The sequence below is a fragment of the Mycobacterium sp. 236(2023) genome (assembly GCF_029623955.1).
In the GTDB taxonomy this organism is placed as follows: domain Bacteria; phylum Actinomycetota; class Actinomycetes; order Mycobacteriales; family Mycobacteriaceae; genus Mycobacterium.
On sequence record NZ_JARSBP010000002.1, the window covers coordinates 864867 to 890637 of the forward strand.

Annotated in this window: 22 protein-coding genes; 16 read left to right on the plus strand and 6 right to left on the minus strand. The window is 67.1% G+C overall.

Features of this window, described 5'->3' with window-relative positions:
• Positions 1–5: 5 nt before the first annotated feature.
• From mtrA to secA, 8 genes are all read left to right on the plus strand, one after another.
• Complete coding sequence (gene mtrA / locus P9A17_RS06735) at positions 6–692, plus strand: two-component system response regulator MtrA (RefSeq protein WP_024448556.1); 687 nt, start codon at positions 6–8, stop codon at positions 690–692.
• A 10-nt stretch (positions 693–702) separates the two neighbouring features.
• Entirely contained in the window at positions 703–2349 is a 1647-nt protein-coding gene (mtrB, locus tag P9A17_RS06740) for an MtrAB system histidine kinase MtrB (protein WP_278037796.1), read from the plus strand.
• A gap of 17 nt (positions 2350–2366) precedes the next feature.
• Positions 2367–4103, plus strand: coding sequence for an MtrAB system accessory lipoprotein LpqB (lpqB, locus tag P9A17_RS06745; protein ID WP_278038632.1), 1737 nt, complete (start codon positions 2367–2369; stop codon positions 4101–4103).
• A gap of 58 nt (positions 4104–4161) precedes the next feature.
• The gene (locus P9A17_RS06750) at positions 4162–4566 is read left to right on the plus strand and encodes a Rieske (2Fe-2S) protein (protein ID WP_278037797.1); all 405 of its coding nucleotides are present in this window, start codon (positions 4162–4164) and stop codon (positions 4564–4566) included.
• Positions 4567–4682: 116 nt separating this feature from the next.
• Complete coding sequence (locus P9A17_RS06755) at positions 4683–5582, plus strand: hypothetical protein (protein ID WP_278037798.1); 900 nt, start codon at positions 4683–4685, stop codon at positions 5580–5582.
• Positions 5583–5589: 7 nt separating this feature from the next.
• Positions 5590–6213: a ComF family protein gene (locus tag P9A17_RS06760; protein WP_278037799.1), complete on the plus strand. Its 624-nt coding sequence runs from the start codon at positions 5590–5592 to the stop codon at positions 6211–6213.
• A gap of 287 nt (positions 6214–6500) precedes the next feature.
• Positions 6501–7184: a ribosome-associated translation inhibitor RaiA gene (gene raiA, locus P9A17_RS06765; RefSeq protein ID WP_278037800.1), complete on the plus strand. Its 684-nt coding sequence runs from the start codon at positions 6501–6503 to the stop codon at positions 7182–7184.
• 156 nt (positions 7185–7340) lie between these two features.
• The gene (gene secA, locus P9A17_RS06770) at positions 7341–10142 is read left to right on the plus strand and encodes a preprotein translocase subunit SecA (protein ID WP_278037801.1); all 2802 of its coding nucleotides are present in this window, start codon (positions 7341–7343) and stop codon (positions 10140–10142) included.
• Here secA and P9A17_RS06775 read toward each other — a convergent pair whose 3' ends face one another.
• Positions 10143–10673: an Rv3235 family protein gene (locus tag P9A17_RS06775; protein WP_278037802.1), complete on the minus strand. Its 531-nt coding sequence runs from the start codon at positions 10671–10673 to the stop codon at positions 10143–10145.
• A gap of 168 nt (positions 10674–10841) precedes the next feature.
• Here P9A17_RS06775 and P9A17_RS06780 point away from each other — a divergent pair, with 168 nt between their 5' ends.
• The 6 genes from P9A17_RS06780 (at position 10842) to P9A17_RS06805 (ending at position 17968) form a co-directional block, all read left to right on the plus strand.
• Positions 10842–12251 (plus strand): wax ester/triacylglycerol synthase family O-acyltransferase, encoded by a 1410-nt coding sequence (locus tag P9A17_RS06780; RefSeq protein WP_278037803.1) that lies wholly within the window; start codon positions 10842–10844, stop codon positions 12249–12251.
• Between the two features lie 58 nt (positions 12252–12309).
• Positions 12310–14037 carry a BCCT family transporter gene (locus tag P9A17_RS06785; RefSeq protein WP_278037804.1) on the plus strand — a complete coding sequence of 576 codons (1728 nt, stop codon included), beginning with the start codon at positions 12310–12312 and terminating at the stop codon, positions 14035–14037.
• A complete protein-coding gene (gene ppk2 / locus P9A17_RS06790; protein WP_278037805.1) occupies positions 14038–14859 on the plus strand; it encodes a polyphosphate kinase 2 in 822 nt (273 codons plus the stop codon). It begins immediately after the preceding gene.
• Between the two features lie 74 nt (positions 14860–14933).
• A complete protein-coding gene (locus tag P9A17_RS06795; RefSeq protein WP_278038633.1) occupies positions 14934–15401 on the plus strand; it encodes a hypothetical protein in 468 nt (155 codons plus the stop codon).
• 98 nt (positions 15402–15499) lie between these two features.
• Positions 15500–16642: a ferredoxin reductase gene (locus P9A17_RS06800; protein ID WP_278037806.1), complete on the plus strand. Its 1143-nt coding sequence runs from the start codon at positions 15500–15502 to the stop codon at positions 16640–16642.
• 69 nt (positions 16643–16711) lie between these two features.
• On the plus strand, positions 16712–17968 hold the full coding sequence (locus P9A17_RS06805) for a fatty acid desaturase (RefSeq protein ID WP_278037807.1): 1257 nt from the start codon (positions 16712–16714) through the stop codon (positions 17966–17968).
• A 53-nt stretch (positions 17969–18021) separates the two neighbouring features.
• On the opposite strand, the gene P9A17_RS06810 is transcribed toward P9A17_RS06805, so the two are convergent.
• The 4 genes from P9A17_RS06810 to aroA all read right to left on the minus strand — a co-directional run bounded on the left by P9A17_RS06810 (position 18022) and on the right by aroA (position 22682).
• A complete protein-coding gene (locus P9A17_RS06810; RefSeq protein ID WP_278037808.1) occupies positions 18022–19281 on the minus strand; it encodes an NADH:flavin oxidoreductase in 1260 nt (419 codons plus the stop codon).
• 137 nt (positions 19282–19418) lie between these two features.
• Positions 19419–20267, minus strand: a complete 849-nt coding sequence (locus tag P9A17_RS06815; RefSeq protein ID WP_278037809.1) for an aldo/keto reductase — start codon at positions 20265–20267, stop codon at positions 19419–19421.
• A gap of 121 nt (positions 20268–20388) precedes the next feature.
• Positions 20389–21369, minus strand: a complete 981-nt coding sequence (gene rsgA / locus P9A17_RS06820; RefSeq protein ID WP_278037810.1) for a ribosome small subunit-dependent GTPase A — start codon at positions 21367–21369, stop codon at positions 20389–20391.
• The gene (gene aroA, locus P9A17_RS06825; RefSeq protein WP_278037811.1) at positions 21366–22682 is read right to left on the minus strand and encodes a 3-phosphoshikimate 1-carboxyvinyltransferase; all 1317 of its coding nucleotides are present in this window, start codon (positions 22680–22682) and stop codon (positions 21366–21368) included. Before aroA ends, rsgA begins: the two co-directional genes overlap by 4 nt.
• A gap of 36 nt (positions 22683–22718) precedes the next feature.
• Between aroA and P9A17_RS06830 the strand changes: the two genes are divergently transcribed.
• A complete protein-coding gene (locus tag P9A17_RS06830; protein WP_278037812.1) occupies positions 22719–23486 on the plus strand; it encodes an SOS response-associated peptidase in 768 nt (255 codons plus the stop codon).
• Complete coding sequence (locus P9A17_RS06835; protein WP_278037813.1) at positions 23483–25000, plus strand: methyltransferase; 1518 nt, start codon at positions 23483–23485, stop codon at positions 24998–25000. Before P9A17_RS06830 ends, P9A17_RS06835 begins: the two co-directional genes overlap by 4 nt.
• On the opposite strand, the gene P9A17_RS06840 is transcribed toward P9A17_RS06835, so the two are convergent.
• Positions 24976–25746 carry a class I SAM-dependent methyltransferase gene (locus P9A17_RS06840; protein WP_278037814.1) on the minus strand — a complete coding sequence of 257 codons (771 nt, stop codon included), beginning with the start codon at positions 25744–25746 and terminating at the stop codon, positions 24976–24978. The genes P9A17_RS06835 and P9A17_RS06840 overlap by 25 nt on opposite strands.
• Positions 25747–25771 lie beyond the last annotated feature (25 nt).

The following is a 25771-nucleotide window of genomic DNA, read 5'->3' on the forward strand; positions in this document are numbered from 1 at the left end:
ACACCATGGACACCATGAGGCAAAGGATCCTGGTAGTCGACGACGACCCTTCGCTCGCCGAGATGCTCACCATCGTTCTGCGGGGGGAGGGTTTCGACACCGCGGTCATCGGTGACGGCACCCAGGCGCTGACCGCCGTCCGCGAGTTGCGGCCCGACCTGGTGCTGTTGGACCTCATGCTGCCCGGCATGAACGGCATCGACGTGTGCCGGGTGCTGCGCGCCGACTCCGGCGTGCCGATCGTCATGCTGACCGCCAAGACCGACACCGTCGACGTGGTCCTCGGCCTCGAGTCCGGCGCCGACGACTACGTCATGAAGCCGTTCAAGCCCAAGGAACTGGTCGCCCGCGTGCGCGCCCGGCTGCGGCGCAACGAGGACGAACCGGCTGAGCTGCTCTCCATCGCCGACGTCGACATCGACGTCCCGGCCCACAAGGTCACCCGGCAGGGCGAGCAGATCTCGCTGACCCCGCTGGAGTTCGACCTGCTGGTGGCGCTGGCACGCAAACCGCGCCAGGTGTTTACTCGTGATGTGCTGCTCGAACAGGTGTGGGGCTACCGCCATCCCGCCGACACCCGTTTGGTGAACGTGCATGTCCAGCGTCTGCGGGCCAAGGTAGAGAAGGACCCGGAGAACCCGCAGGTGGTGCTGACCGTTCGAGGAGTGGGATACAAGGCCGGACCTCCATAGGCCCTCGACGATGATCTTTGGTTCACGACGGCGCATCCACAGGCGATCAGCTCCGCTGGTCCGCGGACTGGGTGCGCTTGGTCGTGCGCTGAGCCTCGCGTGGCGACGGTCGCTGCAGCTGCGTGTCGTGACGTTGACGCTGGGCCTCTCGCTCGCCGTCATCCTGGTGCTGGGCTTCGTGCTGACGAGCCAGATCACCGACCGCATCCTCGAAGTCAAGGTGGGTGCCGCGACCGAGGAGATCGAACGGGCACGCACCACGGTCAGCGGCATCGTCGGCGGTGAGGAAACCCGCTCGCTGGACAGCAGCCTGCAGCTGGCCCGCAACACTCTGATCGACCGCAAAGCCGACACCGGACCGGTGCTCGCGGGCGCGTTCGACGCGGTGCTCGTGGTCCCCGGGGACGGCCCCCGCGCGGCGACCGCCGCCGGACCGATCGATCAGGTCCCGAACACGTTGCGCGACTTCGTCAAAGCCGGGCAGGTCAGCTACCAGTACGCGACCGTGCACACCGACGGCTTCTCCGGGCCCGCGCTGATCATCGGCAGCCCGACGTCGTCACCCGTCACCAATCTTGAGCTGTACCTGATCTTTCCGCTGAACAACGAGGACTCCACGATCGCTTTGGTGCGCGGCACGATGGCCACCGCGGGCATCGTGCTGCTCGGCCTGCTGGCCGCGATCTCGCTGCTCGTCGCGCGGCAGATCGTGCTGCCCGTGCGGTCGGCGTCTCGGATCGCCGAACGCTTCGCCGAGGGGCATCTGTCTGAGCGCATGCCCGTCCGTGGTGAGGACGACATGGCCCGGCTGGCGGTGTCGTTCAACGACATGGCCGAAAGCCTGCAGCGCCAGATCACCCAGCTCGAAGAGTTCGGAAACCTTCAGCGCCGTTTCACCTCCGACGTCAGCCACGAACTGCGCACCCCGCTGACGACCGTGCGGATGGCCGCCGACCTGATCCACGACCACGCCGAGGACCTCGACCCCGCATTGCGGCGCTCGACCGAGCTGATGGTCAACGAGCTCGACCGGTTCGAATCACTGCTCAACGACCTGCTGGAAATCTCGCGCCACGACGCCGGTGTCGCCGAATTGGCGGTCGAGGCAGTTGATCTGCGCTCGATCGTCCAGAAGGCCCTCGACAATGTCGGCCACCTCGCCGATGCCGCCAGCGTCGACATGGTCGTCGACGTGCCCGCCGAAGATGTCATCGCCGAGGTCGACCCGCGCCGTGTCGAACGGATCCTGCGCAACCTCATCGCCAACGCCATCGACCATGCCGAACACAAGCCCGTCCGGATCCGGATGGCCGCCGACGTCGACACCGTCGCCGTCACCGTCCGCGACTACGGCGTCGGCCTGCGCCCCGGCGAGGAGAAGCTCGTGTTCAGCCGATTCTGGCGCGCCGATCCGTCTCGGGTACGACGTTCCGGCGGAACAGGTTTGGGCCTGGCGATCAGCATCGAAGACGCCCGGCTGCACCAGGGTCGGCTCGAGGCGTGGGGCGAACCGGGCAAGGGCGCATGCTTCCGACTGACCCTTCCGTTGGTCCGCGGGCACAAGGTCACCAGCAGTCCGCTGCCGGTCAAGCCGATCGAGGTATCGGGGGCGCCCGCAAGTCGCCGTGTTCGCGAGCCGGCAGGGGAAAGCGTGTGACGCGCAGCCTCGCGGCATTGCTTGCCGTGCTCGCGCTTGTCCTCGCCGGCTGCGCCGGCGTCCCGAATTCTTCCTCGCCCCAAGCGATCGGCACCGTCGACCGGCCCGCCCCGCCGAGCCTGCCCAAGCCGACCCCCGGCATGGACCCCGACGTGCTGCTGCGCGAATTCCTCAAAGCCACCGCCGATCCCGCGAACCGGCACCTCGCGGCGCGCCAGTTCCTGACCGAGTCCGCATCGAGTTCGTGGGACGACGCCGGTAGTGCGCTGCTGATCGACAACGTGGTGTTCGTCGAAACCCGTACACCCGAACGGGTCACGGTGACGATGCGCGCCGACATCCTCGGATCACTGTCGGACATGGGCGTTTTCGAGACAGGTGCCGGCGCACTGCCCGACCCTGGACCTATCGAGCTGATCAAGACGACCGGCGGCTGGCGCATCGACAGCCTGCCCAACGGAGTCTTCCTGGACTGGCAGCAGTTTCAGGCCACCTACAAACGGCACACGCTGTACTTCGCGGATCCGACCGGCAAGACGGTGGTGCCCGACCCGCGCTACGTCGCGGTCTCCGAACCCGACCAGTTGGCCACCGAGCTGGTGAGCAAGCTGATCGCGGGGCCCCGTCCGGAGATGGACAGGACGGTGCGCAACCTGCTGGGACCGCCGCTGCGCCTGCGCGGCCCGGTGACGCGCGCCGACGGCGGCAAGACCGGGATCGGCCGGGGCTACGGCGGCGCCCGTATCGATCTGGAGAACCTCTCGACAACCGACCCGCACAGCAGGCAACTGCTTGCCGCGCAGCTCATTTGGACGCTGTCACGGTCGGGAATCAACGGACCCTACGTCATCAACGCCGACGGTACGTCCCTCGACGACCGGTTCGCCGAAGGCTGGGACACCGGTGACGTGGCCGCGACGGACCCCGGCGCGCTCGACGGCGCCGCCGCAGGCCTGCACGCCTTGGTCGGAGGCTCGCTGGTGCGGCTGGATGGCCAGCGCGCGCCGAAGGTTGCCGGCCCGTTCGGGCAGATGCCCGGGCAGATCGCGGCGGCGTTGTCGCGATCGGGTCAGGACGTCGCATCCATCGTCATCCTGCGGCCCGGCGCCCCGGACATGGCGGCATCGCTCTGGGTTGGGCCGTTGGGGGGCAACGCTTCTCAAGCTTTGGACGCCCGCAGTCTGAGCCGGCCCAGCTGGTCACTCGACGATGCGGTGTGGGTCGTCATCGACGGCAACACCGTGGTGCGTGTCATCCAGGACGCGTCCGGTGCGCCTGCGCGCATCCCCGTCGATGCCACCGCGGTGTTGACGCGCTATCCGGGTGGCATCGCCGAATTGCAGCTGTCCCGCGACGGGACGCGAGCGGCAATGGTGATCGACGGCAAGGTCATCCTCGCGGGCGTCGAGCAGACGCCCAACGGCGGCTTCGCCCTGACATATCCGCGCCGACTCGGCTACGGGCTCGGTGACACCGCCGTGTCGCTGTCGTGGCGCACCGGCGACGACATCGTCGTCACGCGAACGGAGGCGCAGAGTCCCGTGTCGTACGTCAACCTCGACGGGGTCAACTCCGACGGACCCAGCCGGAACCTGCTCATGCCCGTCGAGACGGTCGCCGCCAACCCGTCGGCGGTGTACGTCTCCGACGGACGGGGCGTGCTGCAACTGTCCGGCTCGGCAGCAGAAGACCCGGGATGGGTCGAGGTGCGTCCGCTGATGGCTTCCGGCGCCGTGCCGGTACTCCCGGGCTGACACTGAATGTGCTGCCGGAACAGCCCTCCGGCAGAGGCTCGACGGAGAGGTGTTCGGCATGGTGATGGTTCCCAGGAAGACGGTGCTCGCCGGAGCGGGGGTCGGCTTGGCGGCGGCTGCGGTCGCGGCGTGTTCGCGTGGTTCGGAGTCTTCATCGGACTCTGGTTCGTCGGCGGCGCCGGCGGGGGAGGCGTTGGCGTCGACGACCGACGTCCCCGTCGGGTCGGGCGTCATCGTCGGCGAGGTGGTGCTGACGCAACCGGCCGCCGGCGACTTCAAAGGCTTCTCGGCGGTGTGCACGCACACCGGCTGCCTGCTCAACGAGGTTGCCGACGGGACGATCAACTGCCCGTGCCACGGCAGCAAGTTCAGTCTCGACGGCGCGGTGGTCAACGGCCCGGCGAAGAAGCCGTTGGAGCCGGTGGCGATCAGCGTGCAGGGAGGTTCGATCGTCGCGGAGTAGGGAGTCGCGCTCGCCGAGCGTGCGGTGAGGGCGGCCATTCGCGCTTTTCCGCGCCGTGAGCGCACGTTCGACGCGCGACTGCCTGTCGTGTCGGTGGCTCTCGGCACACTCCTGCCATGGGGGAACCGTTCATCGGCAGCGAAGCGCTCCGCGAAGGCAGGCTGTCACGGCATGCGTTGAGGACGCGGTTCGTCGCGATCTATCCCGACGTCTACCTGTCTGCGGGAACCGAGCCGACTGCCGTCTCGAAAGCCGAAGCCGCGTGGTTGTGGACGAGACGCGACGGTATCGTCGCCGGCCGTTCGGCTGCGGCGCTTCACAGATCCCGGTGGGTCAGCGCAGGCCCGCCTGCTGAAGTGTTGTGGGACAACCGAAGAGCGCCCCGCGGCATGCATGTGTGGTCCGATTGGGTGGCTGACGACGAGGTGCAGACGCTGCGCGGGATCCGCGTCACGACGCCGGAACGGACCGCCCTCGACATTGCCTGCCGCTATCCGACGAAGCCGGCGGTCGCCGCGATCGACGCGCTCGCCCGCGCGACCCGGATGAAGATCGCCGACGTCGAATTGCTCGCCGATCGGCACAAAGGCCGGCGCGGGATCCGGCAGGCCCGCAGAACCCTGAATCTCGTCGACCCCGGCGCGGAGTCGCCTCAGGAGACCTATCTGCGGCTGTCAGTCATCAGCCATGGCTTCCCGCCACCGCAGACCCAGATCCCGGTGTACGACGACCACGGTGGCTTGGTCGCCGAGCTCGATATGGGTTGGGACGCCATGATGATCGCCCTCGATTACGAGGGTGACCATCACCGCCAGACACGGGAGGCCTTCAACAAAGGCATCCGGCGGCATGACGCGGTGACCCAGCTCGGTTGGACGGACATTCGAGTGACCGCCAGTGACACCGAGGGAGGGATCATCGCGACGCTCGCGGCGGTGTGGCGTCAGCGACTGTGCGCTCTGGGCGAGGATCCGGCCGTTTTGCCGCCCTGGACGCACGTTCGGCGTGCGAGCTGAGGAACCCGTGCTTGATCTCGTTCTTCCTCTGCAGTGCGGCGGGTGCGACGCCGCCGCGACCGCCTGGTGCTCCGACTGCGCCAAAGACCTACTCGTGAAGAAAGACGAACCCCACCTGGTGACGCCCCGGCTCGATCCCGGCGTGCCCGTCCTGTCGCTCGGGCGCTACGCCGGCCCGCGCCGCCAGGCGATCATCGCCCTCAAAGAGCACGGCCGCTCCGACCTGCAGCACCCCCTCGCCGAAGCCCTCCACCACGCGATCGACAACCTGCTCGACTGGGGCGTCCTGGCCACACCGCTCGCGCTTGTGCCTGCTCCGACAAGGCGGTCGGCAGCCCGCCGCCGCGGCGGCGACCCCGTCACCCGCATCGCCCGACTGGCCGCCCAACCGCAGATGGAAGTCGCGCCCGTCCTGCGCTACAAAGCGTTCACCCGGGACTCCGTCGGCCTCTCCAGCGCCAATCGCCAGCGCAACGTCGCAGGTCGCGTGCGCCTCGCCCGGCCCGTTACCGGCCAGGTCGTCCTCGTCGACGACGTCGTGACCACCGGCGCCACCGCCACCGAGTCCGTCCGCGTCCTGCAAACCGCGGGGGCTGACGTCGTCGCTGTGCTGACGTTGGCGAACGCCTGATCGCCTGAAGACGATTACCCCGAGATCAATCGCGCATGAAGAACTGAAAACAGGTCGGCTGAATTTATGGCATGGCAGGTGAACAACGACTACCGTCGGCACCAATCGTCCGTGAACAAATCACGGCGGCGCTCAGGATGAGGGCGCCGATATCGCGTCAGCGGTAGGAGGTGATCAGTCGACACCTTGCTCCGGCGAGCGGCGCGATCACATATGCCTCGTCGGCGCGATGTCTTCCCGGCCGGCACGCGACAGCGTGCGAACGCGAGAGAATCGAGTTGCCAAGTATGTCAAGTCATTCCGTCAGGTCCGACAGCACGATGGTGATTGACCCGGAGAGCACGAACGAGTCAACCGACCTCCCGAACGCCGAAGTTGTGGTCAAGGGCCGCAACGTCGAAGTCCCCGATCATTTCCGCGTCTACGTCGCCGAAAAGCTGTCACGTCTGGAACGATTCGACCGCACCATCTACCTCTTCGACGTCGAACTCGACCACGAGAAGAACCGCCGTCAACGCAAGAACTGTCAGCACGTCGAGATCACCGCGAAGGGCCGCGGGCCCGTCGTCCGCGGTGAGGCGTGCGCCGACAGTTTCTACGCCGCCTTCGAATCCGCGGTGAGCAAACTCGAAGCCAGGCTCCGCAAGAGCAAGGACCGCCGCAAGATCCACTACGGAGACAAGACACCGGTGTCGTTGCACGAAGCGACGGCCCTCGACCGGCTCGACGCCGCGTTCGCCCGGGTGGCCGCCGACGCTGCCCCGGCAGAGGCGCCCACCGACGACCACGAGCCGGGCCGCATCGTGCGCACCAAGGAGCACAGCGCCGTCCCGATGACCGTCGACGACGCCCTCTACGAGATGGAGCTCGTGGGCCACGACTTCTTCCTGTTCCACGACAAGGAGAGCGACCGGCCGTGTGTGGTCTACCGGCGACACGCCTACGACTACGGGCTGATCAAACTCGCCTGAGACGGCCTGAGCACGCGACATCCCCCGGGGGCATCCCGGGGGATTTTGCGTTGTAGACGCGGCATGTAACCAGCGATTTCGGTACGTCGCCTACGATGGGCTCCGTCTGTCGTGATGCCGAATCCGACAGGAACAGACGAGGGAAAAAGGTTTACCGTGCTTGGGAAGTTGCTCCGAATCGGCGAAGGCCGCATGGTCAAGCGCCTCAAGGGGGTGGCTGACTACGTCAACACCCTGTCCGACGACATGGAGAAGCTCTCCGACGCCGAACTGCGCGCCAAGACCGACGAGTTCCGCGGTCGTCTGGAGGTCGGTAAAGAGGACCTCGACGATCTGATGCCCGAGGCGTTCGCCGTCGCTCGCGAAGCGGCCTGGCGGGTGCTCAATCAGCGTCACTTCGACGTCCAGGTCATGGGCGGCGCCGCGCTGCACTTCGGCAACGTCGCGGAGATGAAAACCGGTGAGGGCAAGACCCTGACCGCCGTGCTGCCCGCCTACCTCAACGCGCTGTCCGGCAAGGGCATGCACATCGTCACCGTCAACGACTACCTCGCCAAGCGCGACGCCGAGCAGATGGGCCGCGTCCACCGCTTCCTCGGCCTGGACGTCGGCGTCATCCTGTCGCAGCTGACGCCGGAGCAGCGTCGCGCCGCGTACGCCGCCGACATCACGTACGGCACCAACAACGAGTTCGGCTTCGACTACCTGCGCGACAACATGGCTCTGCGCCTCGAAGACTGCGTGCAGCGCGGCCACAACTTCGCCATCGTCGACGAGGTCGACTCGATTCTCATCGACGAAGCCCGTACCCCGCTGATCATCTCCGGCCCCGCCGACGGCGGATCCAACTGGTACACCGAGTTCGCCCGGCTTGCTCCGCTGATGGAGAAAGACGTGCACTACGAGGTCGACATCAAGAAGCGCGTCGTCGGCATCAACGAGATCGGCGTCGAGTTCGTCGAAGACCAGCTCGGTATCGAGAACCTCTACGAGGCCGCCAACTCGCCGCTGATCAGCTACCTGAACAACTCGATCAAGGCCAAGGAGCTCTTCGAGCGCGACAAGCACTACATCGTCCGCAACGGTGAGGTCCTCATCGTCGACGACTTCACCGGCCGCGTGCTGATCGGACGCCGCTACAACGAGGGCCTGCACCAGGCCATCGAGGCCAAGGAGCAGGTCGAGATCAAGGCCGAGAACCAGACGGTCGCCACGATCACGCTGCAGAACTACTTCCGTCTCTACGACAAGCTCGCCGGCATGACCGGTACCGCCGAGACCGAGGCCGCCGAGCTGCACGAGATCTACAAGTTGGGCGTCGTGCCGATTCCGACGAACCGGCCGATGATCCGCTCCGACCAGTCCGACCTGATCTACAAGACCGAGGAAGCCAAGTTCATCGCGGTCGTCGACGACGTCGCCGAGCGCTACGAGAAAGGCCAGCCGGTCCTCATCGGTACGACGAGCGTCGAGCGCTCCGAGTTCTTGAGCCGCCAGTTCGAGAAGCGCCGCATCCCGCACAACGTGCTCAACGCGAAGTACCACGAGCAGGAGGCCGGCATCATCGCCGAGGCCGGCCGGCTCGGCGCGATCACCGTCGCCACCAACATGGCCGGCCGCGGCACCGACGTCGTGCTCGGCGGCAACGTCGACTACCTGCTGGACCGTCGTCTCCGTCAGCGCGGGCTCGACCCGATCGAGACCGCCGACGAGTACGAGCAGGCCTGGCACGAAGATCTGCCCCACATCAAGGAGCAGGTTGCCGCCGAGGCCAAGGACGTGATCGCCGCGGGTGGTCTGTATGTGCTCGGCACCGAACGGCACGAGTCGCGCCGCATCGACAACCAGCTGCGCGGTCGCTCCGGTCGTCAGGGCGACCCGGGCGAGTCCCGCTTCTATCTGTCGCTGGCCGACGAGCTGATGCGCCGCTTCAACGGAGCGACGCTGGAGACGCTGCTGACCCGCCTGAACCTGCCCGACGACGTGCCGATCGAGGCCAAGATGGTCTCCCGCGCCATCAAGAGCGCGCAGACCCAGGTCGAGCAGCAGAACTTCGACATCCGCAAGGAAGTTCTCAAGTACGACGAGGTGATGAACCAGCAGCGCAAGGTCATCTATGCCGAGCGCCGCCGCATCCTCGAAGGGGAGAACCTGGCCGAGCAGGCCGAGAAGATGCTCGTCGACGTCGTCACCGCGTACGTGGACGGCGCCACTGCCGAGGGCTACTCGGAGGACTGGGACCTGGAGAAGCTGTGGGAAGGGCTCAAGCAGCTCTACCCGGTGAGTATCGATCACCACGATCTGATCGACTCCGACGCCGTCGGAGAGCCCGGCGAGCTGACCCATGACGAGCTTCTCGACGCGCTGGTCTCCGACGCCAAGCGCGCGTACGCCGCGCGTGAGGCCGAGCTCGAGGAGATCGCCGGCGAAGGCGCGATGCGGCAGCTGGAGCGCAACGTCCTTCTCAATGTGCTCGACCGCAAGTGGCGCGAGCATCTCTACGAGATGGATTACCTGCGCGAGGGCATCGGCCTGCGCGGGCTGGCGCAGCAGCGTCCCGAGGTCGAGTACGCGCGCGAGGGCTACGACATGTTCATCGGCATGCTCGACGGCATGAAAGAGGAGTCGGTCGGCTTCCTGTTCAACGTGCAGGTCGAGCGTGCGCCCGCCCCCGCGGTGGCGGCGCAGGCGACGCCCTCCGGGCTGGCCGAGTTCGCGGCGGCCGCCGCGCAGCAGGCCGGTGCCGTGGCCACCAAGGAACGGCCCGCCGCTGCAGGCGTGCGCGCGAAGGGCATCGACGACCAGCAGCAGCGCCTGACCTACTCCGGTCCGTCGGAAGACGGGGGCGTGGAGGTCAAGCGCAGCGGTGCCGCACCGACCACCGGGACCACCCGCAAGGAGAGGCGCGAGGCCGCCCGCCAGCAGCAGAAGGCGGGCCGGCACTCCAAGCGTGGTTGATCACCCGATCTGCAGCGCGACGAGCCGCCAGCTGTCCCGGTAGCGTTCGATGCGCCCGGCGACCGCATGGACGCGGCCGCTTCGGGTGAAGGACGCGAACACCTCCGCGGCGGTCACCTCGTCTGCCACATCGACAGCGTGGACCGAGCGGACGCGCACCCGGCGCAGCGCCGCGCTGCCGGTGCGTGGAGCGCACGACCGGGCGATGACGCAGTCGATGAGGAACGGGGTCATCAGCGGACGCAACTGCGAGATCGGCCTGCGCCGATCGATCACCTCGATGACCCTGCGCAGCGCAGACTCGGCGAACACGACCGCAGACTGCGGCGGCGGAATCTCCTGGACGGCCGGCCGTGGGGCGCGCAGCGTGTGCGGTGACGGCCGGTGCAGCGCAGCACCGGACGGCGTCGGGCACGGCCGCGGAGTGAACGGATGAGGGGCCGGTTCGTAATCGATGATCGGCGAGGTCGTCCAGGCCGCAGGGGGCAACACGGCCGACGGCACATCCGACGGAACGGGGGAAGAGGACATGGTTGATCTCCAGCGTTTGACGGGCCGCTGCTGGAGAGTCGCAGACCGCTCAATGATCGCACGCATGTCAGACACCGGAGAGCACCCGTTCTGCGGGAGCTCAGAAACAACGGATAACGTGTCAGGGTCTGACTCTTTGACGAAAGATCGAGGGGGGTTGCGCCGCACATGGTGAACAGATTGTCGGCGGCCGACTCGTCCTTCTTCCGGCTGGAGAACTCTTCGACGCCGATGTACGTCGGGTCCCTGCAGATCCTGCGGAAACCGCGCAACGGGCTGAGCTACGAGACGCTGCTGGCGACCGTCGAGCGGCGCCTGCCGCAGATCCCGCGGTACCGGCAGAAGGTCCGCGAGGTCACGCTCGGGCTTGCCCGTCCCGTGTGGGTGGACGACGGCGACTTCGACATCACCTATCACGTCCGGCGTTCGGCACTGCCGTCCCCGGGCACCGACGCGCAACTGCACGATCTCGTCGCGCGCCTGGGCTCCCGGCCCCTCGACAAGTCACGCCCCCTGTGGGAGATGACCCTCGTCGAAGGTCTGGCCAAGAACCGCGTCGCGATCTACACGAAGACGCACCAGGCGCTCGTCAACGGCATGACGGCGCTGGAGATCGGTCACGTCATCGCCGACCGCACCCAGAAGCCGCCCGAATTCGGGGAGGACATCTGGATCCCCGGTCGCGAACCCAGCGACCGTCAGCTGCTGATCGGCGCGCTCGGTGAGTGGGTCATGCGGCCGACCGCGCAAGCCGCCGCCGTGCGCAACGCGATCACCGAAACTGTTTCCAGCACAGCCCAAATCGTCGACCTCGGCCGCCGCATCGCCGACGTCGCGCGGACCGTCGCCCGGGGCACCGCGCCGAGCAGCCCGCTGAACACCACCGTGTCGCGGAACCGGCGGTTCTCGGTCGCGTCGGGCAGTCTCGAAGAGTTCCGGATCGTGCGTGCCCGCTACGACTGCGACGTCAACGACGTCGTGCTGGCGATGGTGGCCGGGGCGCTGCGTAACTGGTTGCTGTCCCGGGGCGAACCCGTCACCGCGACGACGACCGTGCGGGCGATGGCGCCGATGTCGGTCTATCCCGACGCCGAGATCGATTCGTCGAGCCCCGGCCAGGCCATCAGTGAAGTGGCGCCGTTCCTGGTCGATCTTCCGGTGGGCGAGGCCAACGCCGTCGTGCGCCTGTCGCAGATCTCGCACGCCACCGAATCGCACCCCACCGCGGCCAGTCTCGTTGACGCCCGCACCATCGTCACGCTGTCGGGCTTCGCGCCACCGACGTTGCACGCCATGGGAATTCGTGTCGCCACGAGCTTCTCGGCACGTCAGTTCAACCTGCTCGTCACGAATGTGCCGGGCGCGCAGAGCCAGATGTACATCGCGGGCACCAAACTGCTGGAGACCTACGCGGTGCCGCCACTGCTGCACAACCAGACGCTCGCCATCGGCGTCACCTCCTACAACGGCATGCTCTATTTCGGGATCAACGCCGACCGCGACGCGATGAGCGACGTCGAAGTGCTGCCCAGCCTGCTGCGCGAAGCCCTCGATGAACTGGTGGAAGCCGCAAAGTGACCTCTTCGTAGCCCTTTGGGATTTGACGAGGGCACGCCGCAGGGGTCGAATGATGTGAATGTCGACATCTGAGGACGAAGTCACCGCAGTCCCCGCGAGTGACGCCGTCGAACCTGCCACCCATCCAGTGCTCGACGTTCCCGTCGTCGAAGAAGAAATCACCAGATCGCGTGGCATCGACTGGGTGGTGTTCGGTGTCACCGCGGCCATCGCCTGCGCGTTCCTGGTGTGGGGCTTCCTGAGCACCGAGTCGCTCGCGAACGCCTCCAGCACCGCGCTGACCTGGGTGATGGACAACACCGGTTGGCTGTTCGCGCTCACCAGCACCGGTTTCGTGGTGTTCGTGCTGTATCTCGCGCTGGGCCGTTACGGCACCATTCCGCTCGGCCGCGACGACGAGGAGCCGGAGTTCAACGGCGTGTCCTGGGTCGCGATGATGTTCAGCGCAGGCATGGGCATCGGCCTGATGTTCTTCGGTGTCGCCGAACCGCTCTCGCATTTCGCCACACCGCCGCCGGGCACCGGCGCCGAGGGCAACCCCGAGGCGGTCCAGAACGCGATGGCCACCACGCTGTTCCACTGGACCCTGCACCCGTGGGCCATCTACGCCGTCGTCGGCCTGGCGATCGCCTACGGCGTGTACCGCAAGGGCCGTCTGCAACTGATCAGCGCCGCGTTCGAGCCGCTGCTCGGGTCTCGGGCGAACGGGGCGTGGGGCAAGGTCATCGACATGCTGGCGATCTTCGCCACGCTGTTCGGGTCGGCTGCCTCGCTCGGGCTCGGCGCGCTGCAGATCCGCAGTGGCCTGCAGATCGTCGCCGGCATCGGCGAGACCGGCAATGCGATCCTCGTCGTCATCATCTCGGTGCTGACCGTGTGCTTCGTGTTGTCGGCGGTGTCGGGCATCGCTCGCGGCATCCAGTGGTTGTCGAACATCAACATGGTGCTGGCGCTGGCGCTCGCGCTGTTCGTCTTCGTCGTCGGGCCGACGGTCTTCATCCTCAACCTGCTGCCGACATCACTGGGCAGCTACTTCGCCGACCTGAACATGATGTCGGCGCGCACCGGAGCCGAAGGCGCCGACGTCAATGCCTGGCTGCAGTCCTGGACGATCTTCTACTGGGCGTGGTGGGTGTCGTGGACGCCGTTCGTCGGCATGTTCATCGCCCGCATCTCGCGGGGCCGCACCATCCGGCAGTTCGTCGGCGGCGTGCTGTTGGTCCCAAGCGTCGTGTCGCTGATCTGGTTCGCCATCTTCGGCGGAGCCGCAATCAACGTGCAGCAGAACGGAACCGACCTCGCCGGCGAAGGTGGTGTGGAGGCGCAGCTGTTCACCCTGCTCGATCAGTATCCGATCGCGACCATCGCCAGCGTCGTCGTGATGGTGCTCGTCGCGATCTTCTTCGTCTCGGGCGCCGACGCCGCGTCGATCGTGATGGGCTCGCTGTCGCAGAAGGGCACCATCCACCCCAGCCGGAGCACCGTGGTGTTCTGGGGTGTCGCCACCGGCGCGGTGGCCGCGGTGATGCTCCTCGTCGGCGGTGAGGACGCGCTGACCGGGCTGCAGACCATCACGATCATCGCAGCGCTGCCGTTCCTTCTCGTGATGGTCGGGCTCGCAGTCTCTTTGGTGAAGGACCTGCGGCACGACCCGAAGGTGGTGCGACGCGAGTACGCCGCCGAGGTCGTCAACACAGCGGTGATCTCGGGCGTCACCCAGCACGGCGACGACTTCATCATCTCGATCGAGAAGGACCCCAACAGCGACGCCGGCAAGGCGAACTAGGTGGCGAAGAAGTCCAAGAACAAGCTGTCCAACGACGTCTACGAAGCCGAATTGTTCCGCCTCCAAACGGAATTGGTGAAGCTTCAGGAGTGGGTGCGGGTCACCGGGGCACGTGTCGTCATCGTCTTCGAGGGCCGCGATGCCGCCGGTAAGGGCGGCACCATCAAGCGGATCACCGAATATCTGAGTGCGCGCGTCGCCCGGATCGCAGCACTTCCCGCACCCTCGGACCGCGAACGTGGGCAGTGGTATTTCCAGCGTTACATCGAGCATCTGCCGGCCAAGGGTGAGATCGTGCTGTTCGACCGGTCCTGGTACAACCGGGCCGGCGTGGAGAAGGTGATGGGGTTCTGCACCCCGGCCGAACATGCGTTGTTCCTGCGCCAGACACCGATTTTCGAGCAGATGCTGATCGAGGACGGCGTGATCCTGCGCAAGTACTGGTTCTCGGTGTCCGACGACGAGCAGCTGCGCCGCTTCAAGTCGAGGCTCAACGATCCGGTGCGGCGGTGGAAGCTGTCGCCGATGGATCTGGAGTCGGTGTACCGGTGGGAAGACTATTCGCGGGCCAAGGACCAGATGATGGTCCACACCGATACTCCGTTGAGCCCCTGGTATGTCGTCGAATCCGATATCAAGAAGCACGCGCGGTTGAACATGATCTCGCACCTGCTGTCGACCATCGACTACTACGACGTCGACGCCCCGAAGGTGAAGCTGCCCAAGCGTCCGGTGCTCAGCGGTGACTATCAGCGGCCGCCTCGGGAATTGTCGACCTATGTGGATGATCACGTCGCCGCGTTGACGGGCGACCCCGAATAGCGCTCCTGTAGGACTGCTCCTCGTGTGCGCACTAGGCTCGCGTCGTGCGCGTCTACGTCCCCGCAACCCTGGCCATGCTGCAACAGATGGTCGCCGACGGATCGTTGCGTCCCGTCAACGGGACCGCGTTCGCGGTGACGCCGACGTTGCGCGAGGCGTATGCCGAGGGTGACGACGACGAGCTGGCCGACGTCGCATTGCGCGAAGCCGCGATGGCGTCACTGCGCCTCCTCGGGAACGAGGCCTCCGGCGGGCTGCCGTCGCGCCGGGTCGTTGTCGAAGCCGACGCCGACGACGTGACGTTGCGGCCCGATCTCGACGACGCGGTGGTCCGGATCGCGGGGGAGTTGGCGATCGGGCGGGTGATCGCCGCGTATGTCGACAATGCGGCCGCGGAGTCGGCCGTCGAGGCCGCGGTCGAGGTGATCGATTCCGCGGATCTGGGTGACGAGGACGCCGATCTCACGGTCGGTGACGCGCAGGATCATGACCTGGCGTGGTACGCGCCACAGGAGCTCCCATTTCTTCTTGACCTGCTCTAGGGCTGGATACGGTACCGTAAGTTACGGTACCGTAGGTTAGTGTTCCCTACTAGGCTTGGGGAACGCCACGATCATGTGCAAGCCGGGCAGGAGCCGTCATGGCCAAGACGACAGTCAAGACCACCGCGAAGGTCGCCGACACCGTTCGGCCCACCGTCGCCGGCGCGAAAGAGCGGCCGGGATGGCATGTCCTTCGGACCATCGCGGGCCGGATCACCACCCCGCTGCTGCCCGACGACTACCTCAAACTCGCCAACCCGTTGTGGTCGGCACGTGAGTTGCGCGGTCGCGTCCTCGAAGTGCGTCGCGAAACTGTCGACTCAGCCACGTTGGTCATCAAGCCGGGCTGGGGTTTCTCCTTCGACTACGAAGCCGGTCAGTACGTCGGCATCGGTCTGCTGATGGAGGGCCGCTGGCGGTGGCGGTCCTACTCGCTCACCTCCAGTCCAGTGACCAGCAGGGGTTCGCGCACCATCACCATCACGGTCAAGGCCATGCCCGAGGGGTTCCTGTCGACGCACCTGGTCGGCGGGGTTGAGCCTGGCACGATCGTGAGGCTTGCGGCGCCGCAAGGAAACTTCGTGATGCCGGATCCCGCTCCGGCGTCGGTGCTGTTCCTGACGGCCGGTTCGGGGATCACCCCGGTGATGTCGATGCTGCGGACGCTGGCGCGGCGCGATCAGATCGGTGATGTCGTACACCTGCACTCGGCGCCCACCGAATCGGATGTGATGTTCGCCTCGGAGCTGTCGCAGCTCGCCACCCGCCACGAGGGTTACCGGCTGCAATTGCGGGCAACCCGAACCGAGGGCCGGCTCGATCTGGAACGCCTCGCCGAGGCGGTGCCGGACTGGCGGGAACGTCAGACGTGGGCCTGCGGGCCCGAGGCGATGCTGGAGGACGCCGAACGCACATGGACCGCCGCCGGTGCGGTCGACCGTCTGCATCTGGAGCGGTTCGCGGTGTCGCGGGCCAAGGTCCACGGCAGCGGCGGCACCGTCGAGTTTCGGCGATCGGGACGTACCGCGACGGTCGACGCGGCGACGTCGTTGATGGATGCCGGCGAGGATGCGGGCGTGCGGATGCCGTTCGGCTGCCGCATGGGCATCTGCCAGTCATGTGTCGTGGGCCTGGTGGAAGGGCACGTGCGGGATCTGCGCACTGGGGTCGAGCACGAACCGGGGACGCGGGTGCAGACGTGCGTATCCGCCGCTTCGGGCGACTGCGTGCTCGACGTTTAGGCTTTACTGGGTAGTAACCTACGAGATCGTAGGTTACGGTAGCGTAGGTAGACGAGAGGAGGCCACAACATGGCGATTACAGACGTTCCCGAGTTCACGCATCTGACAGAAGCGGACATCGAGAACCTGGCACGCGAACTCGACGCGATCCGCCAGGACATCGAGGACTCCCGAGGCGCGCGCGACGCGCGCTACATCCGCCGCACCATCGCATTTCAGCGCGGCCTCGAGATCGCAGGCCGGCTGCTGCTCGCGGGAAGCTCCAAGCGCAAATTCTGGTGGGCGGGCACGGCGACGCTGGGCGTGGCCAAGATCGTCGAGAACATGGAGATCGGCCACAACGTCATGCACGGCCAGTGGGATTGGATGAACGATCCCGAGATCCATTCCTCCTCGTGGGAATGGGACATGAGCGGGGCGTCCAAGCACTGGCGGTTCACCCACAACTTCATGCATCACAAGTACACGAACATCCTCGGCATGGATGACGACGTGGGCTATGGCGTGATTCGCGTTACCCGTGATCAACGCTGGACCCCGATGAACCTGGGCAACCTGTTCTTCAACACCCTGCTGTGCGTGGCTTTCGAATGGGGTGTCGGGTTGCAGCACCTCGAGCTCGGCAAGATCTTCAAGGGTCGCGACGACCGCAGGGCGACGATGGTGCGCGTCAAGGAGTTTGGGGTCAAGGCCGGCCATCAGGTCGCCAAGGACTACGTCCTGTGGCCCGCGCTGACCTCGCTGTCCCCGGGCGCGACGTTCAAGTCGACGATGAAGGCCAACGCGGTGGCGAACGTCATCCGCAACGTCTGGGCCAACGCCGTGATCTTCTGCGGCCATTTCCCTGACGGCGCAGAGAAGTTCACCAAGACCGACATGGTCGGCGAGACGCGCGGCGAGTGGTATCTGCGTCAGATGCTGGGCAGTGCGAACTTCGAGAACGGTCCGGTGTTGCGCTTCATGAGCGGCAACCTGTGCCACCAGATCGAGCACCACCTGTTCCCGGATCTGCCGAGCAACCGGTACTACGAGATCTCGCTGCGCGTGCGCGAAATCTGCGACAAGTACGACCTGCCGTACACCACCGGGCAGTTCCTGGTGCAGTACGGAAAGTCGTGGCGCACCATCGCGAAACTGTCGCTGCCGGACAAGTTCCTCAGCGACACCCGCGACGATGCACCGGAGACGCGCAGCGAGCGGATGTTCGAAGGGCTGGAGCCCGCCGAGCGCAGCGGGCTGAAGTCCGCGATCGCCGCCGTGCGGACACGTCGTCGCGCCAAGCGTGCGCAGAAGGCTTCGAGCAGCCGCCCAGAGTTGGCTGCCTGACGCCCAAGGGTTTTCGTTGAGGGCGGGTCCGCTCTCCCGCCCTCAACGTAACTTCATTCGTGGGCCGTGGGTTTGCGTCCCGTCCCTTTGCCTTTGAACCCACCGGTGAACCGGTAGCGCGCGTGCCGTAACAGGTTGGCCCGCGGTATACGCCAGCACTGCAACGGGTGGTGCTCGTCGTGCATGAGGCAAATGTTGCACGACACACAGGCCGGTGACGTCTGGCCGCCGCGCGACAGTCGCAGTGCAAGATCGGGCTCGCGGATGAATGGTCGTGCCATGGACAGGAAATCGGCGCGCTCGTCGCGGATCAGCGCCTCCATCGTCGCCAGTCTGCGGATGCCACCGACCAGGATGATCGTCGTGTCGACCTCGGCGCGTACCGCGTCGGCGAACGGCAGGAAATACGCCTCCGGCTCCGCCTGCCGGTGCAGCCGATGGAACAGCAGATCGCGTGCGGCCTCCTTCGGGCCCACGGCGACATACCCCCTGATGGACGCGCTGACATAGTCGCTCATCAGATTCGACGAGATCTCGACTCCGTCGAGTCCCGCTGCGACGAACCGCGATACGCCGGCCACGGCATCGTCGAGCGCGAGGCCGCCCGGTTCGTCGACGAGGTCGGCGAGACCGACCTTCATCGTCAATCCCCGGTCGGGCGGTAGTTCGGCGCGGATCGCGCGAATGATCTCGCACGCGAAGCGATCCCGGTTCTCCTGCGAACCACCCCACCGGTCGTCGCGCCGGTTGGTCAGCGGGGACCGGAACTGACTGACCAGGTAGCCGTTGGCGCCGTGGAGATGAACACCGTCGAAGCCCGCCTCGACCGCGCGTCGTGCGGCGGACTGGAAGGCCTCGATGGTTTCGTGGATTTCGTCGTCGGATGCCGCGGACACCTTGCGGCCCGTCATCACGTTGTCGACGGGGGAGGGGGCCAGTGGCTGCGTCGCGAACGACATGGATTGGCTTCCGGCGTGGGCGATCTGGGCGAAGATGCGGCCGCCGTGGCGATGCACGGCGTCGGTCACGCGGCGGAAGCCCGGTATCGCGTCGTCGGTGTCGAGCCCGGCCTGTAATTCGCCATAGCGTCCGCGGCGGTGGCTGTAGATGTGTCCGGTGAACGCCAGACCGACGCCGCCGCGCGCGAGCTTCTCGTGCAGATCGACGTAATCCTGGCCGATCCGTCCGCCAGGATCCGCCATGGATTCGCCGGTGCCGGCGCGGATCAAACGGTTCCTGACAACGACCGGACCGATCGCGGCTTCTCCGAAGACATTGCGCGGCAGCGCCTTGTGGGCGTGCACTGCATCCACAGGTATGCGCCTCCCGAAACTGCGGTTCAGCCGTTTTGAAGTGTATTCAATCACATTATATGGCGCTCGGGAGCTGAAACGACGCAAAGCGCGCGTGCCCAGTGGTGGACACGCGCGCTTTGCGTTGCTGGGAAAATTCAGTCGGGCACGTAGTCGAACGTGTTTGGATTCGGCCCAATGCGTCCGTCCTCACCCTTGTCGAGACCGGAGATCGCGTCGAAATCGTCGGAGCCCAGTTCGAAGTCGAACAGCGCAAAATTGTCCTTGATGCGCTGCAGCGTCACCGATTTCGGGAAAACGATGTCACCGCGCTGAATGTGCCAGCGCAGCACGACCTGGGCGGGCGACTTGCCGGTCGACTCGGCGATCCGCGTGACAACCGGGTCGTCGAGCACCTTGCCCTGCGCGATCGGCGACCACGCCTCCGTCACGATGCCATGTTCGTTGCCGTAGGCGCGAACCTCGTCGTTGGCGAAGTACGGGTGCACCTCGATCTGATTGACCGCGGGCACCGTGCCGGTCTCGTCGGCCAGCCGCTGCAAGTGTCCAATTTGGAAGTTGGAGACGCCGATGCTGCGGGCGCGGCCGTCCTTGGCGAACTCCTCCAACGTCTTCCACGTCGATACGTAGTCACCGTCGTACAGCGTCGGCAGTGGCCAGTGGATCAGGAACAGATCGACGTAGTCGAAGCCGAGCGCGCTGAGCGTGTCGTCGAACGCGCGGCGGGCGTCGTCCGGTTTGTGGAAGCTGTTGTTGAGCTTGCTCGTGACGAAGACCTCTGAGCGATCGATGCCCGAGTCGCGGATGCCGTCGCCGACACCCTTCTCGTTCTGATACATCTGCGCGGTGTCGATGTGGCGGTAGCCGACCTCCAGGGCCTGCTTCACCGAATCCGCCGTGTCCTCGGGCGGGATCTGGAACACGCCGAACCCCAACTGGGGAATACTCGTGCCGTTGTTCAATGCAATCGCGGGTACCTGTGTCAAGTTCTTCCTCCTTCTCGGCGAGAGCGTGCCCAGCACGCAGTCGCTGCAAACCCCCCGCTGCGTCCATTGTCCCGGTTGAGCTGTGAGTGCGCTGTCGTGCAGACCCGCGCGGGGCCGGGGGTCAGGTTTCGCGCAGGGCCGACAAGAGTCTGCGAGCGGCGTGCACGCGGCCCTCCGCGGCGCCGGTCAGCGCGTCGAGCGCGCACTCCGGATCGGCGGGCGGGCCCATGTGCCCGCATCCGCGCGGGCAGTCGTCGATCGCGTCGGCCAGATCGGAGAACGCCAGCACGACGTCATCGGGCTCGATGTGCGCCAGCCCGAACGACCGGATGCCCGGGGTGTCGATCACCCAGCCCCCGAGCGCCAGCGGCAGCGCCACCGACTGCGTGGAGGTGTGCCTGCCCTTGCCGACATCGGTCACCTCGCCGGTGGCCCTCTCCGCTTCGGGGACAAGACGATTCACCAACGTCGACTTGCCGACACCCGAATGTCCGAGCAGGGCGGTGACCTTGTCGGCGAGCAGAGACCCGACGGCCTCAAGGGGATCGTCGCGGCCCGCCGTGGTGATGGTCAGGTCGAGGTCGCGGAACTGCGCGGCAAACGGTTCCGCGGGAGCCAGGTCGGTTTTCGTCAGGCACAGGATCGGCACCAGTCCGCCGGCATACGCGGCGATCAGCGCCCGCTCGACCAGACCGGTGCGCGGCGGCGGGTCGGCCAGAGCCACGACGATCAACAGCTGGTCGGCGTTGGCCACCACAACCCGTTCGGTGGGGTCGGTGTCATCGGCGGTGCGGCGCAACACTGTTCGCCGCTCACCGCGCCGCACGATGCGGGCCAGCGTGTCGGTGCGCCCGGAAAGATCGCCGACGACGTCGACGTCATCGCCGACGACGATCGGTGTGCGGCCCAGCTCGCGCGCCCGCATGGCCGTCACGCGGCACTGCGGATCGCCGTCGAGCACACACCCCCACCGGCCCCGGTCGACCGTCACCACCATCGCCTGCTCGGCATCGGCGTGTTCGGGACGGGTCTTCGTCCGCGGCCGAGAGCCCCGTCCGGGACGCACCCGGACATCGGACTCGTCGTACTCGCGTCTGCTCAAGCGTTGGCCCGCGGGTCGTCCGCCTGACCGCCCAGCATGTCGGCCCACAGCTGCGGAAAGTCCGGGAGCGTCTTCGCGGTGGTACCGATGTCCTCGACCTCGACGCCGGGCACCCGCAGACCGACGATGGCACCGGCTGTCGCCATGCGATGGTCGGCATACGAGAGCCATGTCCCGCCGTGCATCAGCTGCGCGGTGATGACGAGTCCGTCGTCGGTTTCCTCGCACTGCCCGCCGAGGCGGTTGAGCTCCGTGCTCAGGGCGGCCAGCCGGTCGGTCTCGTGCCCACGCAGATGCGCGATGCCGCGCAGCCGCGACACCGAACCCGGTGCGGCGAGCGCGGCCATTGCCGCGACCGACGGGGCGAGTTCGCCGACGTCGCGCAGGTCGACATCGATGCCCTCGTAGTTCGCGGTGCCCTGCACTTCGAGATACGAACTCCCGCGGCGCACCACCGACCCCAGGCTCTCCAGGATCGACAGGATCGTGTCGGCCGGCTGGGTGCTGACGGCGGGCCATCCGGTGATCCGCACCGCGCCTCCGCTGACCACCGCGGCGGCGAGAAACGGCACGGAGTTGGACAGGTCGGGCTCGATGGCCCAGTGCCGCGCGGCGATCGCCCCCGGCGTCACCCGCCAGCGCTCGGGTGTCGAGTCGTCGACCTGGACTCCCGCATCACGCAGCATCGACACCGTCATCGCGATGTGCGGGGCTGACGGAACCGATTCGCCGGTGTGTACGACCGTGAGTCCGTCGGTGAACGCGGCGCCCGACAACAGCAGACCCGACACGAACTGCGACGAGCCCGATGCGTCGATCTCGACGGTGCCGCCGCGCACCGACCCGTCCCCGCGGACCGCGAACGGCAGGCTGTCCCCGTCGACGGGCACGCCGAGCCCTCGGAGGCCGTCGAGCAGAGGAGCGATGGGCCGGGCGCGGGCCTGTTCGTCGCCGTCGAACGTCACTGTCTCGGTGCTCAACGCGGCGACGGGCGGGAGAAATCGCAGCACGGTTCCGGCGAGTCCGCAGTCGATGCGGGTATCGGCCTTCGGCGCCAGCGTCCCGCTGACCGTGAGCTCAGTGTTGTCGGTGTCGGATGACTCGACGGAGACACCGAGTGCCTGCAGCGCGGCGATCATCAGGTCGGTGTCGCGGCTGCGGAGCGCCCCGCTGATTCGCGATGTGCCCTCCCGCACCGCCAGGGCGGCGAGGACCAGCGCGCGGTTGGTCTGGGACTTCGAGCCCGGCACGGTGACGGTCGCATGGACAGGGGTCGCGGTCGACGGGGCCGGCCAGGTGCTCACAGCTCCCATTCTTGCCTGTCGGGAGTTTCTGCCACCATGGGGATCATGTGCGGGCGATTCGCGGTGACGACCGATCCGGCGCTGCTGGCCGAGAAGATCAAGGCGATCGACGAAGCGACCTCCGAGAAGAAAGATCCGCCGTCGGCCAATTTCAGTGCCAATTTCAACGTGGCGCCGACGACCACTGTCGCCACCGTCGTGAAGCGCCACACCGACCCCGATGACGAGTCGACGCGGAGGGTGCGGCTGATGCGGTGGGGTCTGGTGCCGCCGTGGGCCAAGACGGCCGAGGACGGCGGACCCGACACGAAGAGCGGCCCGCTGCTGATCAACGCCCGCTCGGACAAGGTGACGTCATCGCCGGCGTTCCGTAGCTCGGCGAAGGCCAAGCGGTGCCTGGTGCCGATGGACGGCTGGTACGAGTGGAAGGGCACCAAGGGCAACAAGACGCCGTTCTACATGTACGCAGGCGATGGTGAGCCGTTGTTCATGGCCGGGCTGTGGACCACGTGGCGGCCGAAAGATGCCCCCAAGGACAGCAAGCCGCTGCTGAGCTGCACGATCATCACCACCGACGCGGCGGCTCAACTGTCGGACATCCACGATCGGATGCCGCTGACCATCAGTGCGCCGGACTGGGATCGCTGGCTCGACCCCGATGCGCCGATCGACGAGGGCCTGCTGCGCGGCCACGGCGATCTGGACCGCATCGAGATCCGCGAGGTGTCCAAGCTCGTGAACAGCGTTCGCAACAACGGGCCGGAACTGATAGAGCCCGCGGCGCCGGAGGCCGAACAAGGCACGCTGCTTTGAGCGGTCCGCTGCATGCGGGCGCGGTCGTCGACGCGCTCGCGGCCGATCTGCGCTCGGCCGGCTACACCACCGACGGGGTGGCGGACCTTCTCGGCGCCGACGCGGGTGCGGCGTTCAGCCGCGGACTGTGGTGGTCGGCGCTGCGCGTCACCGACCGCGCCACACCGCAACAGCAGCGCCTCGCCACGCTCGTGCGGCTGTTCCTGCTCGGCACCGACGAACCCCGCGACCGCGTGGCACATGCGCTGCCCGGCACGAGCATCGACGAGCTGACAGCCAATGGCGTCGTCGAAGGCGCCTCAGCGGACGGATTGCGCGCCGTCCTCGACATCCGCCCGACCAGTGACGGCGCCCGCGACTTCCTCGTCGTCTCCGATCAGGACGCGGCACTGAGCGCCGGGCCCGTCAGCCGCGACCACGTGCTCGGCATCGGCGGCGCGTCGGTCTCCCTCGCGCACGCCGTCGTCCGCGCCCCGGTACGTCGCGCGCTCGACCTCGGCACCGGCTGCGGTATCCAGGCCCTGCATCTGGACGCCCACTGCGACGAGATCGTCGCCACCGACACCAATCAGCGCGCGCTGACGCTGGCCGCGGCGACCGCGCGCCTCAACGGCATGTCATGGGATCTGCGGTGCGGCAGCATGTTCGAGCCCGTCGCCGGTAAACGGTTCGACCTCATCGTGTCCAACCCGCCGTTCGTCGTGGGCGCCGGCGCGCTGGACTACATTTACCGCGACTCGGGCATGGCCGGAGACACGTTGTGCCAGAAGCTCATCGAACAAGCCGCCGACCACCTGGAACCCGGTGGCACCGCGCAGATCATGGCGAACTGGATCGTGCGGGACCCGGAGAACTGGCAGGAGCGGGTGCGCGGATGGTTGGCGGGTAGCGGACTGCACGCCTGGGTGGTGCAGCGCGAGTTCGCGGATCCGATCAGCTACGTGTCGCTGTGGACCTCGGATGCGGGGGAGACGCCGGAGCAGGCCGCGCAGCGCGGCGGTCGGTGGCTCGACTGGTTCGACGCCGAGGGGATTGCGGGTGTCGGCATGGGCATGATCACGCTGCGCGCGCCCCGCCGCGGCGAACACCGTCCACCCGAACACATCCTCGAAGAGATCACCGGAGCGGGCGAGGCGCTCACGGGCCCCGAAGTCGAGGCCTTCTTCGCGCGCCGCGAATACCTGCACGACACCAGCGACGAGCAACTGCTCGCCGCCAAGCTGTCGACTGCGCCGGTGTTCCTCGAAGAGCAGTCACTGCCCGGGGAACAGGGCTGGCAGAGCGTCGGCGCGGCCGTACGCCGTCCCGGAGGTCCTGCCGCCGTCATCGGGGTCGACGAGGTGTCGCGCGCACTTCTGGCCGGTTGCCGTGGCGAGGTGCCACTCGGGACGCTCGTCGAACTGCTGGCGGCTCATCACGGCGTCGACGCAGGCGCGCTCGCCGGCGCGGCGATGCCGGTCGTGCGGGAAGCGATCGGTCGCGGCATCCTCTACGAGGCGCAGACCACGACATAGGGCGATGTGAAAGCGACTGTGCCCGAGGGTTCTTCAAACGGTCGCAACGTTGCCTCGAACTCGGCGGCCAGCCGCTGCTGCTGATCGGGGTCGGCCCGCCGGAACGTCTCGACGTGCACCGGTGATTCCGCGCGTAGCCAATGCAGCGCGGCGGACATCGACGCGAATTCCCAGCGATGATCGCCTCGCTCGACATCGACGTTGGCGAAGTGCGGGCCCAACCGGGCCGCGAGGATCTCGGGGTCGCTCCACTGATCGGGGGAGAAGGTCGACGTGGGAGGGGCGCCCAGAACGGCCACGACCGGGTCGAAGAGCGGGTTGCTGGCGGTGCGCACCCATGCCGAGAAAGCAAGCACCGCATCAGGTTTCAGTAGCCGGTTCAGCTCGGGAACCTGCTGCTCGGGGTCGACGAAGATGATGCCCATGTTCGATACCGCCGCGTCGAAGGAGGCCACGGGGAGCCCGGTGTCGGCGGCGTCGCCGGTGCGCCAGTCCACCGCCTCGGCACCGGCCCGCTGCGCGGCGATGGCCACCAGCTCGGGGGTGATGTCCACGCCTGTCACTCGTGCGCCCCGGGCGGCGGCCGCCAACGCCGCACTGCCGGTTCCGCATGCGAGGTCGACGACCGCCGCGCCCTGCAACGCCACCCGCCTCGCGGCCGCGGCGACCACCTCGCCGGCGATCGGCGCGATGCGATCCCCGACAGCGTCGTAGCGTCCCGATGCCCACATTGTCGACGAAGCCATGACTCCAGCGTGCCACGATGACTCG